17 protein-coding genes are annotated in these 16,697 nt (G+C 65.1%); 14 read left to right on the forward strand and 3 right to left on the reverse strand.

Annotated elements, in window-relative coordinates; all coding sequences use genetic code 11:
• The first annotated feature begins 2 nt into the window (after positions 1 to 2).
• Positions 3 to 902 (forward strand): SMP-30/gluconolactonase/LRE family protein, encoded by a 900-nt coding sequence (locus tag BLU32_RS12665; RefSeq protein ID WP_093807464.1) that lies wholly within the window; start codon positions 3 to 5, stop codon positions 900 to 902.
• Between the two features lie 18 nt (positions 903 to 920).
• On the opposite strand, the gene BLU32_RS12670 is transcribed toward BLU32_RS12665, so the two are convergent.
• The 3 genes from BLU32_RS12670 to BLU32_RS12680 all read right to left on the reverse strand — a co-directional run bounded on the left by BLU32_RS12670 (position 921) and on the right by BLU32_RS12680 (position 3,848).
• Positions 921 to 1,709: a rhodanese-related sulfurtransferase gene (locus BLU32_RS12670; protein WP_093807466.1), complete on the reverse strand. Its 789-nt coding sequence runs from the start codon at positions 1,707 to 1,709 to the stop codon at positions 921 to 923.
• A 101-nt stretch (positions 1,710 to 1,810) separates the two neighbouring features.
• Complete coding sequence (locus BLU32_RS12675) at positions 1,811 to 2,524, reverse strand: SDR family NAD(P)-dependent oxidoreductase (protein ID WP_093807468.1); 714 nt, start codon at positions 2,522 to 2,524, stop codon at positions 1,811 to 1,813.
• 106 nt (positions 2,525 to 2,630) lie between these two features.
• A complete protein-coding gene (locus tag BLU32_RS12680; protein ID WP_093807470.1) occupies positions 2,631 to 3,848 on the reverse strand; it encodes a hypothetical protein in 1,218 nt (405 codons plus the stop codon).
• Positions 3,849 to 4,131: 283 nt separating this feature from the next.
• Here BLU32_RS12680 and BLU32_RS12685 point away from each other — a divergent pair, with 283 nt between their 5' ends.
• The 13 genes from BLU32_RS12685 (at position 4,132) to BLU32_RS12745 (ending at position 16,626) form a co-directional block, all read left to right on the forward strand.
• On the forward strand, positions 4,132 to 5,043 hold the full coding sequence (locus tag BLU32_RS12685; RefSeq protein ID WP_093810986.1) for a PhzF family phenazine biosynthesis protein: 912 nt from the start codon (positions 4,132 to 4,134) through the stop codon (positions 5,041 to 5,043).
• Between the two features lie 342 nt (positions 5,044 to 5,385).
• Positions 5,386 to 6,012, forward strand: a complete 627-nt coding sequence (locus tag BLU32_RS12690) for a TetR/AcrR family transcriptional regulator (RefSeq protein ID WP_093810988.1) — start codon at positions 5,386 to 5,388, stop codon at positions 6,010 to 6,012.
• Between the two features lie 86 nt (positions 6,013 to 6,098).
• On the forward strand, positions 6,099 to 7,118 hold the full coding sequence (ilvC, locus tag BLU32_RS12695) for a ketol-acid reductoisomerase (RefSeq protein ID WP_093807472.1): 1,020 nt from the start codon (positions 6,099 to 6,101) through the stop codon (positions 7,116 to 7,118).
• A gap of 327 nt (positions 7,119 to 7,445) precedes the next feature.
• Complete coding sequence (locus tag BLU32_RS12700) at positions 7,446 to 7,973, forward strand: dihydrofolate reductase (protein WP_093807474.1); 528 nt, start codon at positions 7,446 to 7,448, stop codon at positions 7,971 to 7,973.
• A 180-nt stretch (positions 7,974 to 8,153) separates the two neighbouring features.
• Positions 8,154 to 9,266, forward strand: a complete 1,113-nt coding sequence (locus BLU32_RS12705; protein WP_093807476.1) for an S-(hydroxymethyl)glutathione dehydrogenase/class III alcohol dehydrogenase — start codon at positions 8,154 to 8,156, stop codon at positions 9,264 to 9,266.
• Positions 9,267 to 9,323: 57 nt separating this feature from the next.
• Positions 9,324 to 9,740, forward strand: coding sequence for a helix-turn-helix domain-containing protein (locus tag BLU32_RS12710; protein ID WP_093807478.1), 417 nt, complete (start codon positions 9,324 to 9,326; stop codon positions 9,738 to 9,740).
• Positions 9,737 to 10,285, forward strand: coding sequence for a GNAT family N-acetyltransferase (locus BLU32_RS12715; protein ID WP_093807480.1), 549 nt, complete (start codon positions 9,737 to 9,739; stop codon positions 10,283 to 10,285). Before BLU32_RS12710 ends, BLU32_RS12715 begins: the two co-directional genes overlap by 4 nt.
• Positions 10,282 to 11,124 carry an S-formylglutathione hydrolase gene (gene fghA, locus BLU32_RS12720; RefSeq protein WP_093807482.1) on the forward strand — a complete coding sequence of 281 codons (843 nt, stop codon included), beginning with the start codon at positions 10,282 to 10,284 and terminating at the stop codon, positions 11,122 to 11,124. Before BLU32_RS12715 ends, fghA begins: the two co-directional genes overlap by 4 nt.
• 28 nt (positions 11,125 to 11,152) lie before the next feature.
• The gene (locus BLU32_RS12725) at positions 11,153 to 12,406 is read left to right on the forward strand and encodes an NAD(P)/FAD-dependent oxidoreductase (RefSeq protein ID WP_093807484.1); all 1,254 of its coding nucleotides are present in this window, start codon (positions 11,153 to 11,155) and stop codon (positions 12,404 to 12,406) included.
• 235 nt (positions 12,407 to 12,641) lie between these two features.
• Positions 12,642 to 13,826, forward strand: coding sequence for an FtsH protease activity modulator HflK (gene hflK, locus BLU32_RS12730; RefSeq protein ID WP_093807486.1), 1,185 nt, complete (start codon positions 12,642 to 12,644; stop codon positions 13,824 to 13,826).
• The gene (hflC, locus tag BLU32_RS12735) at positions 13,826 to 14,785 is read left to right on the forward strand and encodes a protease modulator HflC (RefSeq protein ID WP_093807488.1); all 960 of its coding nucleotides are present in this window, start codon (positions 13,826 to 13,828) and stop codon (positions 14,783 to 14,785) included. The genes hflK and hflC overlap by 1 nt, the downstream gene beginning before the upstream one ends.
• The gene (locus BLU32_RS12740) at positions 14,782 to 14,967 is read left to right on the forward strand and encodes a DUF2065 domain-containing protein (protein WP_093807490.1); all 186 of its coding nucleotides are present in this window, start codon (positions 14,782 to 14,784) and stop codon (positions 14,965 to 14,967) included. Before hflC ends, BLU32_RS12740 begins: the two co-directional genes overlap by 4 nt.
• 186 nt (positions 14,968 to 15,153) lie before the next feature.
• Positions 15,154 to 16,626 (forward strand): DegQ family serine endoprotease, encoded by a 1,473-nt coding sequence (locus BLU32_RS12745; protein WP_093810990.1) that lies wholly within the window; start codon positions 15,154 to 15,156, stop codon positions 16,624 to 16,626.
• The last annotated feature ends 71 nt before the right edge of the window (positions 16,627 to 16,697 follow it).

Consider the following 16,697-nt stretch of genomic DNA (forward strand, 5'->3'; position numbering starts at 1 on the left):
TCATGACCCAGCCCGATTTCATCTCACGATCCATCACCCGGCTGAGCGACACCCGAAGCGATCTGGCCGAGTGTCCGACCTGGGATGGCCGCAGCCAGACCCTCTACTGGTGCGACATTCTGGGCAAGCAGCTGATCGCGCGTGACTGGGCGAGCGGCACCGAGACCATTCGCGCCCTGCCGGACGTCATCGGCTCCTTTGGCCTCACCATGGATCCCGGAACGCTGATTGTCGCCCTGCGCGACAGCGTCGGGCTGCTGGACCTGGCAAGCGGAGACATCGCCGCGCTGGTGTCCATCGAGGCGGACGATCCGCGCACGCGGCTGAACGATGGCAAGGTCGGCCCCGACGGCGCGTTCTGGGTCGGCACCATGGACGACCGCCCCGACCGGAAACCGATTGGAGCGCTCTACCGGATCGACGCCGGCGGCGGTTGCACGCGCGTGATCGAGGAGGTGACGGTTTCGAACGGCTTGGCCTGGTCGCCCGACAACAAGACGCTCTACCATGCCGACAGCCGCCCCGGACGGATCGAGACCTGGGACTTCGACGTGGCGAGCGGAACCATTTCGAACCGCCATCCCTTTGCGCAGATGACCAACGAGAGCGGCCGGCCGGATGGCGGCACGATGGATGCGGAGGGGCACTATTGGTCGGCCGGCGTCTCCGCGGGCGTCGTCAATCGATTTGCGCCCGACGGCACGCTGACAGAGACGCTGGCGATGCCGGTGCCCCGTCCAACGATGCCGTGTTTTTGCGGGCCCGATCTGGACACGCTGGTCATCACCAGCCTGCGACCGCTCGCCGACGCGCAGATGCTGGCAGACTATCCCGATTCAGGTCTGGTGTTTTCGCTGTCGCCCGGGGTCAGCGGCCTGCCCGGTCATCTCTTCAGGCTTTGAAGTCCGGCACCGGGCCGATCACTCGGTCCCGCCCTCGACCACGGCGCGCGGCAGCACCGCATGCGCCTCTTCCGGCGCGCCCTCGCCCCAGGTCGGGGCAAGATCGTGATCGACGGCAATGCGCTCGTCGAAGACAAAGCAGTCGCCGCGCCAGAGGCTGTCCTCGCGCGGCACCTGCTCGAGATAGTTCAGGATACCGCCATCGAGATGGTAGACCTCGCCAAATCCCTGCTCGAGCAACAGCGACGTCGCTTTTTCGCAGCGGATACCGCCGGTGCAAAACATCGCGACCTTGGGTTTGTCGGCCATAGCCGGCGCGGATCTCACCCAGTCCGGAAACGAGCGGAAGCTGCGCGTTTGCGGCGAGACAGCCCCTTCGAACGTCCCGAAGGCGACCTCGTAGTCGTTGCGCGTGTCGATCAGCACCACATCCGGATCCTGCAACAGCGCGTTCCAGTCTTCTGGCGCGACATAGGTGCCAACCTTTCCAACCGGATCGATCCCCTCGACGCCGAGCGACACGATCTCGCGTTTCAGCCGCACCTTGAGCCTTTTGAACGGCATGCGCTGCGCGCGCGAGGTCTTTTCCTGAAGGTCCGAGAGGCGCGGATCCGCCCTGAGATGGTCAAGCACCGCCGCGACGCCGTCCTCGGTGCCGGCAATCGTTCCGTTGACCCCTTCCGCCGCCAGAAGAATGGAACCGCGCACCCCGGCCCCGCAGGCGAGCGCGGCGAGGGGCGCCTTGAGCTCGGCGAAATCGTCGAGCGCAGCGAAATGATAGAACGCGGAGATGCGATAGTCGGCCATTGGGATCTCAAGATAGCGGACACCCGTGGCGGGCGACGATGCGCGCCTTGTACACCCGCCGTCGCGCCACGTGCAATCACATCCCACTCGCACGTCGCCCGTTACCAGGCGAGCCGTTCGCCCGTATAGCTGAAGAACCCGCCCGTTTGCGAGGCATCGGCCGTGTCGATCACGGACAAAAGCCGTTCCCCCGCCACCTCCGGCGCCTGCACCTCAAGGCCGGCCTTCGCGAACGGCTTCGACAATCCCGTATCGACCGTGCCGGGGTGAAGCGCCAGAACCGCAAGCTCCGGCGCCCGACGACCAAGCTCGATTGAGGCCGTCCGAACGATCTGGTTCAGCCCGGCCTTCGCCGCGCGGTAGCTGATCCAGCCGCCCAGACCGTTGTCGGAAATGCTGCCGACCTTGGCCGACAGTGTTGCGAACACTGCCTTGCCGTCGCGCGCCATCAAGGGACCGAAATGTTTCAGGAGAAGCGCCGGCCCGATCGCGTTGATCGCATAGGAACGCGCCATCTGGACGGGATCGATCTGGCGCAGCGCCTTTTCCGGCGCCATTTCCTCATCCGCCAGAATCCCGGTTGCATCGATGACCAGGCGCAGCGGCCCCTGCTCTTTCATGAAAGCCGCCGCCTCGGCGATTGAGGCTTCGTCGAGAAGATCGAGCGCCGGGGTCGTTCGCCGCGACAGACCGATCACGGTGTCGAACGTGCCGCTCGCCTCGAGATGCTCGATGAGAGCGCCGCCGATCCCGCCGGTGGATCCGATGACGACGGCAAGGCCGCCACCGGAAAAACTGTTCAGGGAAAGGGTCATGTGCCTCGTTACGACGGGCGCTGCCGCCCGGTTCATACGCCCTTGCAACAGCCCCGTGTCCTGGCCGGGAGGCATGCAGAATACCTCCCGATGCACTGCGCCCCCCTCAGGCGGCAGAGACCTGTGCCGCGGACGCATCTCCGGGCCGTGCGCCGAGCAGCCTGGCGTTCAGCCGGAAATATATGCGGATGGTCTGCACCAGCAAGAGCGCGAGCGGCAGATAGAGCAGGAACCAGACCGGGGAAAACCGTTCGACGACACCCAGCCGAACCAGCCCGGCATTGATGACGAAGTTCCCGAACACCCAGAGCGCCACGCCCGGGCAGATCAGCGCGAACGATCCGGGAGACCGTTCGTCTCCACTGACGTAGCGGTCGAAATAGCCGAAACGGCGCATCACCGCATAGCCGATCACCCCGAAGAGAATCTGGACGGCAAACAGCGTGGCGAGAAAGAAGAAGGCGGAGCCTGGATGCCATTCCGCACCGAACGTATGCGCAAGACCCATGTTCAGTCGGTAGAGCGCGATGCCAAGGACCGTGACGATCGGGATGAGGATCCAAAGTGTCGGTGTGGTCTCGAGACTTGCGGCATGCTCCATCATCGCCCGAAATCCGAGCACCAGCATGATCGCCCCGAAGACAAGTGCGGCCACGATGAACACCAGCGACAGCATCGTCGCGATGGCCGTGACCGCCGGAGAATGGCTCATCGCCGCCGGGGCGGACAGCCCGACCCCCACCATGGCGAAGGCGAAGACCGAGAGCATCTGCCCGAAACTGTTGTTGCTGGCGCAATCGAACCCGCCGCTGGTAAGGACCCGCGAGAGAAAATCGGTGAAGATCCGCATGGCGTAGACGCCGATGGCGAGAAAAACCGCGATCGCGACCGGAAACAGATATTCGACATAGGCCCACAGACCGGGAACGAACAGCGCGCCGACGATGAAGGCGGCATTGACCGTCATCGCCAGGGTCAGCGGGACCGTCATCAACTGGGTTTCGCCGTTGCCGCTTCTTAGCGTCCGGTAGGCCGCCCCCTTGCGGAACAGGGCGTATTCGCGCAGATTCCACACAAGCGTGCGCATATGGATCGCGGCAAAGACCGCAACACCCAGATATCCGACCGCGATCAGTCCCTTCATCGCCAGCGATCCGGACAGGAACGCGACCATCAAGGTATCGAATGTGGGGATGGGAGTGCCCTTGTGCGGTGTCATCCACATCAGGAACATGAAGAAGGCGACCGACAGGCCGCCGGCCCCCAGCGAGGACAGGAAGTACAAAGGGGAATACCGCTCCCCGAGATTGCTTGCGTAGCGCATCGGACACCCTTTCATAATATTCGTATATTAGAATATAATAACAAAATGTCCGCGCCAGTCGCTGCGACAGCTGGTCTCACGTATGACTACGCAGCCGACCGCTCGCATGGCCGGCGGCGACCGGGAGGACGCAGGCGCACCGGTGGTGTCGGCGTTAACCCGTCTTTCACCATGACGTTGCGCGAAGTCGCGTCCGGCGCTGGCAACGCCGGCCCCGGCATGCGACAGTCTGTCCGCCCGCACACTCGGGCTTGACGACATGAGAAACAGGGGAATGCGCACGATGGCACGACGGTTCTACGTCCTCGACGTCTTCACGAATCAGGCCCTTGCGGGAAATCCGCTGGCGGTTGTGCTGGACGCGGAGGGCCTGTCGGACGCCCGGATGCAGGGGATCGCGCGCGAGTTCAACCTGTCGGAGACGGTCTTCGTGCTGCCGCCGGAAAACCCCGCCCATTCCGCGAAACTGCGGATCTTCACCCCGACGAAGGAGCTTCCTTTCGCCGGTCATCCAACGGTCGGCACCGCGATCCTGCTCGCCCGCCAGCGCTTCGGCGACACCGACGACGACCAGAACGCGATGGTGGTTCTGGAAGAGGCCGTCGGCAACGTGCGCTGCGGCGTGGTCTTGAAGAACGGCGCGGCCGGCTTTGCCGAATTCGACGTGCCGAGGCTCGCCCGTCCCGCCGATCCGCTCGGCGACAAGGACATCATCGCGGCAAGCCTGTCGCTGGAACCCAACGAGATCGGCTTCGAGAACCACCGTCCCTCGGCCTTCGAGTCAGGGGTCGCCTTCGCCTTCGTGCCCGTTGCCAATCTGGAGGCGCTGTCGCGCGCCCGGCCCGTCCAGGCCTATTGGCAGGATGCCTACGGCGGCGACGGCGGCGCGCCGGTCTATGTCTACTGCCGGCAGACGACGACGCATGACGGAACCTTCTCGGCCCGCATGTTCAGCCCCGGCATGGGGATTTACGAAGACCCGGCCACCGGTTCGGCGGCGGCCGCCTTCGCCGGCGTCGTCCGCCATTTCGACAAGCCGACCGACGGAACGCATTACCTCAGGATCGAGCAGGGCTACGACATGGGCCGCCCCTCGCTGATCGACCTGGAACTCGACATCGAAGGCGGCGCGCTCCACGCCGCGCGCATCGGCGGCCAGGCGGTGATCGTCTCCAAGGGGGATTTGTTTATCTAACGCCCGTTCGCACGCGCTTTCGAGAGATCCGCCGCCCGATCGCACCCGAAGCGGTAGCGGCGGTTCTTCGACGGTTGAGACAGGATCCTCGCCCACTCACCGTCGACACGGACGCCAATAGGCCCCGGCGTTGCGGCTATTCGTCTCCAGCCAGGGCGACCGCCGTGGGTTCGACGCGATCTAGCGACCAAGATTAAAACCCTGCATTTTCCCGCTTGACGGCAGCGCCCGCCCGGCGCATTGTTCGCTACCGAACCGTACCGTACGGTACGCAACATCGAGCTCGATTTCGAAACAGTTCCGCCCCTTTCGCACTTGTCCGACACGGATCGCCCCGCCCCGATGACCGCTCCCGCCCCCGAATTCACGCCGCGCCAGAACGAGGTCCTCGCCTCTGCGCTGCGGCTTGTGGTTGAGGGCGGCGAAAAGGCGCTGACGACGGCAGCCGTTGCGCGGGCGGCCAATTGCTCCAAGGAAAGCCTCTACAAGTGGTTCGGCGACCGCGACGGGCTGCTCGCCGCCATCGTCGCCCATCAGGCCTCCAAGGTGCGCGTGCCGCATGAAAACGACGACAAGCTGAGCGCATCCGCCTTTCGCGAACGTCTCGTCACCTTCGCCGAGGATCTGCTGACGGTGCTGGCCGGCGACACGTCGCTGGCGCTCAACCGGCTGGCCATCGGCCAGGCAAGCCGCGAGGGCTCGCCGCTCGGCCGCCTGCTGCTGGAACGCGGACGCCTCAGGATCGCGACCCGCGCGCGCGTACTGCTGGAAGCAGGGGCCGCACAGGGGCATATCGCCGCCGTCGACGCCACGGAGGCCTATCGCACACTCTACGGGCTGATCGTGCGCGACGCCCACGGCCGCTGGCTGCTCGGTGAGGTGCCGCAGGGCGCGGAGGCCGATTTCGCCGCCCGCGCGCAGATCGCGGTCGACCAGTTTCTCGCCCTCTTCCCGCCGAAGGATCCGTAAAGAGCCTGACGCGGGCGAATGACCGATAACCCGGACGCCGGCCATCCGGCGCCCACCCATGAAACGCCAAACGGGAGTATCCAAAAATGCGCGTTTATTATGATCGTGATGCCGATCTCAACCTGATCAAGTCCAAGAAAGTCGCCGTCATCGGCTACGGCTCGCAGGGCCGTGCCCATGCGCTGAACCTGAAGGACAGCGGCGTCGCCGACATCGTCGTCGCCCTGCGCCCCGGTTCGACGACCGCGCACAAGGTCGAGGCCGACGGCCTCAAGGTGATGAGCGTCGCGGACGCCGCCGGCTGGGCCGACCTGATGATGATGGCCACCCCGGACGAGCTCCAGGCCGACATCTACAAGGACCACATCGCCGGCAACATCCGTGACGGCGCGGCAATCGCCTTCGCCCACGGCCTCAACGTCCACTTCGGCCTGATCGAGGCCAAGTCCACGGTCGACGTTCTCATGATCGCGCCGAAGGGCCCGGGCCACACCGTGCGCGGCGAATACGAAAAGGGCGGCGGCGTGCCGTGCCTCGTTGCCGTCCATCAGGACGCATCCGGCAACGCGCTCGACCTCGGCCTTGCCTATGCATCGGGCGTCGGCGGCGGCCGCTCGGGCATCATCGAGACCACCTTCCAGGAAGAGTGCGAAACCGACCTCTTCGGCGAGCAGGCGGTTCTCTGCGGCGGCCTCGTCGAGCTGATCCGCGCCGGCTTCGAGACGCTGGTCGAGGGCGGCTACGCTCCGGAAATGGCCTATTTCGAGTGCCTGCACGAAGTGAAGCTGATCGTCGACCTGATCTACGAGGGCGGCATCGCCAACATGAACTACTCCATCTCCAACACGGCCGAATGGGGCGAGTACATGTCCGGTCCGCGCGTCGTGACATCGGAAACCAAGGCGGAGATGAAGCGCATCCTCACCGACATCCAGACCGGCAAGTTCACCTCGGAGTGGATGCAGGAATGCAAGGGCGGTCAGGCACGCTTCAAGGCGACCCGTCGCCTCAACGACCGTCACCAGATCGAGGAAGTCGGCGAGAAGCTGCGCGGCATGATGCCGTGGATCAAGTCGAACGCCCTGGTCGACAAGGAGCGCAACTAAGCGCTCCAGTTCGCGGCCGATCCACGGCTCTTTTTCCTCTGCGCGGGCCACAGGCCCGACGCGGGGGGATCAAGTCGAACGCGCCTCTCGACGGACACGCAACTAAGCGCTCCAGTTCGCGGCCGATCCACGGCTCTTTTTCCTCTGCGCGGGCCACAGGCCCGACGCGGGGGGATCAAGTCCAACGCGCCTCTCGACAAGGAGCGCAACTAAGCGCTCCAGTTCGCGGCCGATCCACACCAAACGAAACGGCCCGCCACCGCGCGGGCCGTTTTTGTGGTATCTCCCGGCGCAGTCTGAAATGCGCCCGTTAAAAAAGGTCCGCCCGTGTCGCCAACGCCCTCCGCCCCTGCCCTCGTCCTCGTCGCGGCCGTCGCGGAAAACGGCGTCATCGGGGCAAAGGGCGACATGCCCTGGCGGCTGTCCTCCGACCTCAAGCGGTTCAAGCGGCTGACGCTTGGCCACCCGATGATCATGGGTCGCAAGACGTTCGAATCCATCGGACGCCCGCTTCCCGGACGTACCACAATCGTCGTCACCCGCGATCCCAGTTGGGCCCGCGACGGCGTCGTCACCGCCCCCTCGCTCGAGGCCGCGATCGAACGCGCAGCCGAGATCGCCGCAGCCGACGGCGTCGATGCGGTGATGGTCGTTGGCGGCGGCGAGATCTATGCAGCCACCCTGCCCCGCGCTGACCGGCTGGAGATCACGCAGGTGCACGCCAGCCCCGACGGCGATGCACACTTTCCGCACATCGACGAACATGTCTGGCAGGAGACCGCGCGCGAGACCCCGGAGCGCGGCCCGAAGGACAACGCCGACGTGACGTTCCTCACCTATCGCCGGAAGGCCTGACGGCGGACTTTTTTCGACCGGGCAAAGACAGGCAAACAACGCGGTTGCGGCCTCCTTGTCGCGTCTGCGCGCCCATGCGTCGGCTTGCGCCCTTTCGCTTCTCGCAAAGGCTGCCTAGGATCGGCCTCAGAACACGCGGCCCGCTTCGCGGCCGCACGACCCACTCCTGGAGGACGACAAATGGACGTACGCGCCGCCGTGGCCTGGCAGGCCGGAAAGCCCCTGACGATCGAGACCGTCAACCTGGAAGGCCCGAAGGCCTTTGAGGTTCTTGTCGAGGTGAAGGCCACCGGCATTTGCCACACAGACGAATTCACCCGCTCGGGCGCCGACCCGGAAGGCCTGTTTCCCGCGATCCTCGGCCACGAGGGCGCGGGCATCGTGCGCGAGGTCGGAAAGGGCGTGACCAGCCTGAAGCCCGGCGATCACGTGATCCCGCTCTACACGCCCGAATGCCGAGAGTGCGAATACTGCCTCAATCCGAAGACCAATCTGTGCCAGAAGATCCGCTCGACCCAGGGCGCCGGCGTGATGCCGGACGGGTCCAGCCGCTTCACGCTGAACGGCGAGAAGATCTTCCACTACATGGGCACCTCGACCTTCGCCAATTTCACGGTCTTGCCGGAAATCGCGCTTGCCAAGGTGCGTGAAGACGCCCCCTTCGAGAAGATCTGCTACATCGGCTGCGGTGTGACGACGGGCATCGGCGCGGTGATCAACACCGCCAAGGTCGAACCCGGCTCCAACGTCATTGTTTTCGGTCTTGGCGGCATCGGACTGAACGTGATCCAGGGCGCGCGGCTCGTCGGCGCCAACATGATCGTCGGCGTCGACATCAACGACAACAAGAAGGAAATGGCCGAGCGCTTCGGCATGACCCATTTCGTCAACCCGAACGAGGTCGAGGGCGATATCGTGCCCTATCTTGTCGATCTGACCAAGGGCGGCGCCGATTACACATTCGACGCGACCGGAAATGTCGGCGTGATGCGCAACGCGCTGGAAGCGGCCCACAAGGGTTGGGGCGAATCGATCATCATCGGCGTCGCCGCGGCGGGCGCGGAGATCTCCACCCGCCCCTTCCAGCTGGTCACCGGCCGCTCGTGGCGCGGCACTGCCTTCGGCGGCGCGCGCGGTCGCACCGATGTGCCCAAGATCGTCGACTGGTACATGGACGGCAAGATCGAAATCGACCCGATGATCACCCACACCATGCCGCTGGAGGAAATCAACCACGGTTTCGACCTGATGCATGAAGGCAAGTCGATCCGTTCGGTCGTGCTCTACGACTGACCCTGCCACGGCGCGGCGGCGTGAGCCGGCATGCGTGCAACCTGAGGAGCTCCCGCAATGAGTGATGCGGAAACGATGTGGTCGGAGACACGCGACCTGGATTCCATCGGCGGGCGCATCCGCCGCGCGCGGGAAGCCGCGAACTTCAGCGGCGCGCAGCTTGCGCGCCGTCTCGGCATCAAGACCGCGACGGTCAACGCCTGGGAAACCGGACGTTCGGAGCCCCGCGCCAACCGGCTGACCATGCTCGCAGGCTTTCTTGCCGTCAGCCCGACCTGGCTCCTCTACGGGGTCGGCGAGGCGCCGACGGACGAACGGATGACGACGGAGCTGTCGATGATCTCGGCAAGCCTGAAAAACCTGCGCGACACGCATGAACGCACGGGCGAGGCGCTCGACCGGCTGGAAGAGCAGATCGGACGGCTCGCCCGGGCAGCCCGCGCCGATGCCGACGAGGCGGCCGGGCAATCGTGAACCGGACTGCCCCGCCACCGGTCTTTGAGGGCAAACCGCGCCTCACGGCCACATGGTCCGACCTTGCAGACCTCTCCCCGGCCCGCATCCATGCGCTGTTCCGGCTCAGGGTCGCCGTTTTCGTGGTGGAGCAGGCCTGTGCCTATGCTGAAATCGACGGGCGCGACCCCGACGCCGACCATTTCTTGCTCGAAACGGAAGGCGGCACGCTCGTTGCCTGCCTGCGCCTTCTGCCACCGGACGCCGACAACGGCGCGCCGCGCCTGGGACGCATCGCCACGAAGCGGGACTGGCGGGGCCTCGGCCTCGGCGGTTATCTCCTGAAGGCAGGCGTCGCCCGTGCATGCGAGCAGTGGCCCGACCTCGCCTCGGAGCTCTCGGCCCAGGCGCATCTGAAGGGATTCTACGCCGCCCACGGGTTCCGCCCCGTCTCGGACGTTTACGACGAGGACGGGATTCCCCATATCGACATGCGTCGCACGGCCGGGACAGACACTGCGGCCGCCGCGCCCCATGAAATCACTTCGGAGAACACCTTTTCATGACGCTCGATCCTGTTTCCAGCGCCCGCACCTTCGGCGGAGAGCAGCGTGTCTATCGCCATGCCTCGACCGCCACCGGCACCGAGATGGAATTCGCCGCCTTCCTGCCGGCCGAGGCCCTGCGCGGCGAGGCCTGCCCGACACTGGTCTATCTCTCGGGGCTGACCTGTACCTGGGAAAACGCAACCTCCAAGGCCGGCTACCAGCGGCTCGCGGCGGAAAACGCCATGATCGTCATCGCCCCCGACACCAGTCCGCGCGGCAAGGGCGTCGCCGATGACGAAGCCTATGATCTCGGCCAGGGCGCGGGCTTTTATGTCGACGCGACGCAATCCCCCTGGGCACCGCACTTCCGGATGGAAAGCTATGTCGCCGATGAACTGATGGGCCTGGTTTGCGCCGACCTGCCGGTCTGGGACAGCGCCATCGGCATCACCGGACACTCCATGGGCGGCCATGGAGCCCTGACACTCGCCATGAAATACCCCGACCTGTTCCGCTCGGTCTCCGCCTTCGCGCCGATCGTCAATCCCGTGAACTGCCCCTGGGGCGAGAAGACGCTTGGCGCTTATCTCGGCACCGACCGAAAGACCTGGGAAGCGCATGACGCCTGCCACCTGGTGAAGACCAGCGGATGGGCGCATGATATCCTGATCGATCAGGGGGCTGCGGACGGCTTCCTGGAGGAGCAGCTCAAGCCCTGGACCTTCGACGCGGCCTGTCGTGCGGCGGGCGTCGACCTGACACTGCGCATGCAGGGCGGCTACGACCACTCCTATTATTTCGTCTCCACCTTCCTGCCCGATCATCTGGCCTGGCACGCCGAACGCCTGACCGGCTGATTTTCAAGACCCGATTTCCGGAGACACAATGTCCGACCATGACGTGATCGTCATCGGCGCAGGTGCCGCAGGACTTGCCGCTGGCGAAACCCTTGCGCAAGCCGGCGTGTCCTTTGCCGTTCTGGAGGCAAAGGCGCGCGTCGGCGGCCGCGCCTGGACGGACGAGCGCATCTTTCCCGGCATCCCCTTCGACCGGGGCTGCCACTGGATGCACAGCGCCTCGCGCAATCCGTTCCGCGAGATCGCCGACCGGCTGGGGGTGGCGTATCGGCGTATGGGCACGCGGCGCTCCAGCGGGCTGTATCTGGCGGGAGAGAAGGCGGACCCGGCAACGACCGTCGCCGCCTGGGATGCCGTGGAGGCGGCCTTCGCGGCGGCCGATGACACCGGAGCCGCAGGTCGGGACGTCGATGCGCAAAGCGTCTGCGATCCAAACAGCCCGTGGTGGCCGCTTGCCCGGCACTGGATGTCGCTGCTCTCCGCCCTGCCGCCGGACAAGATCTCGACGCTCGATCTGGCGGCCTATGCCGACACCAAGGAAAACTGGCCAGTTGCCTCGGGGTACGGCGCACTTGTTGCCCGGGCAAGCGCGCATGTCCCGGTGCATCTGGGCGTCGAGGTGCGCGCGATCGACCGCTCGTCGAGCCCGATCCGGATTGAGACCAGTCACGGCACCTTGCGCGCGAACAGCGTCATTGTCACGGTGTCGACCAACATCCTGTCGTCCGGTGCGATCCGATTCACGCCGGCGCTTCCAGATGACGTGATGCAGGCGGCGGCGAATTGCCCAACCGGCGTCGCGGAAAAAGTCGCCTTCCTGCTCGATGAACCGCTGCAAGACTTTGACGACACCGCCTATATCGACACCTTCGATCCCGCAGATCGCGAGCGGGCACCGATCAACTTCGTCATCAACCACGTCTCGAACCCAGTGATCATCGGCCAATTGTGCGGCGAAACCGCGCGGACACTCGAGGCCGAGGGAGAGGCGGCAATGGCGGATTTCGGCCTGGCGGCGCTGAAGGATGTCTTCGGCAACGGCATCGCCGCGCGCGTCCGCCGCACCACCGCGACGCACTGGACCTCGGATCCGCATGTCCTGGGGGCCTATTCCTGCGCCCTGCCCGGCCACGCTGGCGCTCGCGCGCTCTTACGCGCGCCCATCGAGGGCGGTGTGTTCCTGGCAGGAGAAGCCGTTTCGCCAACCGCCTTTTCCACGGCACATGGTGCCCGGCAGAGCGGATTTGAGGCCGTTCGCGCCGCACTGTCGGCGGCATGGTAAACCATGGCGGCGGAAAACAAGTCGAAAAGCGGCTTGACCGGCAGCGGACTGCCCGGCACGCATTGACAAGTTCGGCTGCGGTATCCAAGTCGGTGTCAGGGAGAGGCCGCCGATACGCTTCATTGAAAGCGCCGGACAGAGTTCTTATAACCCGACGAGGCCCGATACGAGGGCGCAAGGATACAACCGGATCTCGGCGCGAGTGGCGTCGGGTTCCCCAGCGAAGGATGTCTTGATGCCTTGGAGCAACCAGAACGGCGGCGGCGGCTGGAAAGGCGGCGGCAACGGCGGTCCGTGGGGCGGATCGGGCGGCGGCGGTGGCGGCGGCCCGTGGGGCAACGGTCCCCAGCGCGGCGGCGGCGGTGGCGGCGGCAATCCCCCGGATCTGGAAGAGCTTCTGAAACGCAGCCAGAGCACGCTAAAAGGCATTCTTCCCGGTGGCGGCAACCTGGGCTTCAAGGGAATTCTTCTGGCCGCCATCGTGGTGATCGGAATCTGGTTCGCGAACGGCTTTTACCGTGTCCAGGAAGGCGCAGTCGGCGTCGAGCTGGTGTTCGGTGAAGTGGCCAACCAGACCGCTCCGGGCCTGAACTACAATTGGCCCTACCCGATTGGCAGCGTGTACACCCCCGACGTCCAGCGCATTCGCGAGTTGACCGTGGGCATGCGCGAGACCGTGAGTGGCACCCGCGTGTCGCTGACCGACGTCACCGAAGAGAGCCTGATGCTGACCGGCGACGAGAACATCATCGACGTCGACTTCAAGGTGCAGTGGCGCATTCGCAATACGCCGGAGGGCGTGGCCAATTACCTGTTCAACATCCAGGATCCGGAAGGCACGGTGAAAGCCGTTGCCGAGAGTGCGATGCGTGAAGTTGTCGGCGAAAGCCGCATCGACGCCATCCTCGGCGAAAACCGGACCCCGATCCAGATTGCCGTCCAGGAACTGATGCAGACCTCGCTCGACACCTATGGTGCGGGCATCGAGGTGACGGAAGTCCAGATGCAGAAGGTCGATCCGCCGCAGCAGGTGATCGAGGCTTTCCGCGACGTCCAGGCGGCGCGTGCCGACCAGGAGCGTATCCAGAACGAAGCGCAGACCTACGCCAACCGGATCGTTCCGGAAGCGCGAGGCGAGGCCGCCCGTGTGCTTGAAGCCGCCAACGCCTATCGCGAACAGACAGTTGCGGAAGCGAACGGTCAGGCACAGCGCTTCACCAAGGTGCTCAACGAGTATGAGAAGGCCCCGAACGTCACCCGCGAGCGGCTCTATCTGGAAACGCTCGAGAAGGTGCTTGGCGCCAACAACAAGATCATCATCGACGACAACGTAGGCGGCGCTGGCGGTGTCGTGCCCTATCTGCCGCTCGACCAGCTCAACCGCAACCAGGGCCAGGCCCGCACCGGAGGGAATCAGTAATGAAGAACGGTGTTCTTGCCATTATCGGCATCCTCATTGCGGCAATTGCGGTCGTTGCCTATCTTTCGCTCTACGTCGTCAATCCGGCGCAACAGGCACTGGTGCTCCAGTTCGGTCAGATCAAGAAGACCGAGCAGGAGCCCGGGCTGAAGGTGAAGATCCCCTTCGTCCAGAACGTGCTGTTCTTCGACAAGCGGGTGCGTGATCTCAACATGCCGCCGATCGAAGCCATCGCCTCCGACAAGAAGCGGCTGATCGTCGACGCCTTCGCCCGCTACCGGATCACCAATCCGGTGCTGTTCTACCAGACGGTGAACAACACGAACGAGGCGAACCAGCGTCTGGCGACCTTCCTTCAGTCAAGCCTGCGCTCCGTGCTCGCCCGTGCCACCTTCGTGCAGGTCGTGCGTGACGAGCGTGCGGAACTGATGGACGAGATCCGCAACGACGTCGCCGCGCGCGCCGCACCCATCGGGATCGATGTCATCGACGTCAAGATCCGTCGTGCGGATCTGCCGCAAACCAACTCCGAAGCGATTTTCCGTCGCATGCAGACCGAGCGTCAGCGCGAAGCGACGGAACTGCGTGCCCAGGGTGAGGAGCAGGCCCGCCGGATCCGTTCGCGTGCCGACCGCGATGCGACGGTCCTGATCGCCGAGGCCAACCGCGACGCGGAGATCCTGCGCGGTGACGGTGACGCCGAGCGTACCGGCATCTTTGCCGAAGCCTTTGGAGCGGATCCGGAGTTCTTCTCCTTCTATCGCTCCATGCAGGCCTATGCGTCCGGCCTCGAGACCAGCGGCACCCAGATGGTGCTGTCGCCGAATTCGGAGTTCTTCCGCTACTTCCGTGACCCGCGCGGAACCGAATTGTCGCCGACGCGCGTTCCGGCTGCGGCAATGCCGCCGGCGACGACGAGCACTCCCCAGCCCGAGGCGCCCGCGGCATCCGCACAGTGAGCGACCTGTGGGCGGCACTCGGTTTGGTGCTGGCGCTGGAGGGAACCCTCTACGCGCTGGCGCCGGGTGCCATGAAGCAGGCGATCCGGCAAATGCTGGAACTGCCTGACACTGTCTTGCGCGGCGGCGGTGTCGCCGCGCTGGCCATCGGGGTCTGCATCGTATGGCTGGTGCGCGGATGATCGCACCGCAGGGGGAGGAACCGGGACGGTTTCCTCGCTCTGACGATCGGGGATAGACTATCAACCGGCGCCGGCATCACCCGACGCTCTGACGAAGGCACTGGAGGACGACGGCCGATGGCCCTGATGACACCTCAAGGCGCGTTGACGACCCGCGACGACGCATTGCACACCAAGACATCCGGCATGAGCCGGCTTTTCCGCCGCGCCGCGGTGCTGACGCTGGCCGTCGCCCTCGGAGCGGCAAGCCTTGCGTCCGATATGCGCCCGGCGCTGGCGCATGGGCCCGATTCCGTGCCGGACCTGGCCGAGGGACGGCTTGATTCGGTGGTGAATATTTCCACCGCACAAAATGTGACCGGCCAACGCTCGGTTCCCCTGCCTCAGGTTCCGGACGGCTCGCCCTTCCAGGAATTCTTTGACGAGTTCTTCAACCGCCAGAACCGCGACAACGGCAATCGCCCGCGCCGCGTCCAGTCGCTGGGGTCGGGTTTTGTCCTGGACGGAACCAAAGGGATCATCATTACCAACAATCACGTGATCGAAGGCGCCGACGAGATCACGGTCAACTTCAACGACGGCAGCAAGCTTGCCGCCGAGGTGATTGGCACGGACCCGAAAACCGACCTCGCCGTGCTCAAGGTCGAGCCGGACGGCCCTTTGAAGGCCGTTGCCTTCGGCGATTCCGAGAAGATGCGCGTCGGTGACTGGGTCATGGCGATCGGCAACCCCTTCGGTCTTGGCGGCACGGTGACAACCGGTATCGTCTCCGCGCGCAACCGCGACATCAATTCCGGTCCCTATGACAACTATCTGCAGACCGACGCCTCCATCAATCGGGGCAACTCCGGCGGGCCTCTGTTCAACGAGCTCGGTGAGGTGATCGGCATCAACACCGCGATCATCTCGCCTTCCGGCGGCTCGATCGGCATCGGCTTCGCCATTCCTTCCCAAACCGCAAAGAGGGTCATCGCCCAGTTGCGCGAGTTCGGTGAAACGCGGCGCGGCTGGCTCGGCGTGCGTATCCAGGAAGTGACGGACGAAATCGCGGAAAGCCTTGGCATGTCCGAAACCGAAGGCGCGCTTGTTGCCGGTATCACCGACGGCGGCCCGGCCAAGGACGCTGGGCTGACCGCGGGCGACGTGATCGTGGACTTCAATGGCAAGCGGGTGCCGTCGATGCGCGACCTGCCTCGGATGGTGGCAGACACGCCGGTCGGCGAGGAAGTGGATGTCGTCGTGCTGCGCAAGGGAAAGGAAGTGACCCTGCAGGTGACACTCGGGCGGCTTGAAGAGGCCGATCTCGCCGACGCGGGCGATGGTGGTGGTGAAGCGCCTGCCGACCCTCAGCCGGAAACATCCTCCATGCTGGGCATGATGCTTGCTCCGATGAGCGACGAGTTGCGCGAGAAGCACTCGATCGCGGAAGACGTCGAAGGCGTCGTTGTGACCGAGATCGAGGCCGGGTCGGACGCGGCGGAAAAGCGCATCACCGCCGGCGACGTTATCGTCGAGGTGGCCCAGGAAGCCGTCCGTGAACCGGCCGATGTCGCGGCCCGGATCAAGACGCTGAAGGAAGAAGGCCGCCGCCTGGCGCTCTTGCTGATCTCCAACGCGCAGGGCGAGGTTCGCTTCATCCCCGTGCCGATCACGGACTAGGGTGCAGACCCATCGACAACAAAGGGGCCACGGTTCATTCCGTGGCCCCTTTTTTATTCGCAGGTCTTTCG

Source organism: Stappia sp. ES.058 (genome assembly GCF_900105595.1).
Lineage (GTDB): Bacteria > Pseudomonadota > Alphaproteobacteria > Rhizobiales > Stappiaceae > Stappia.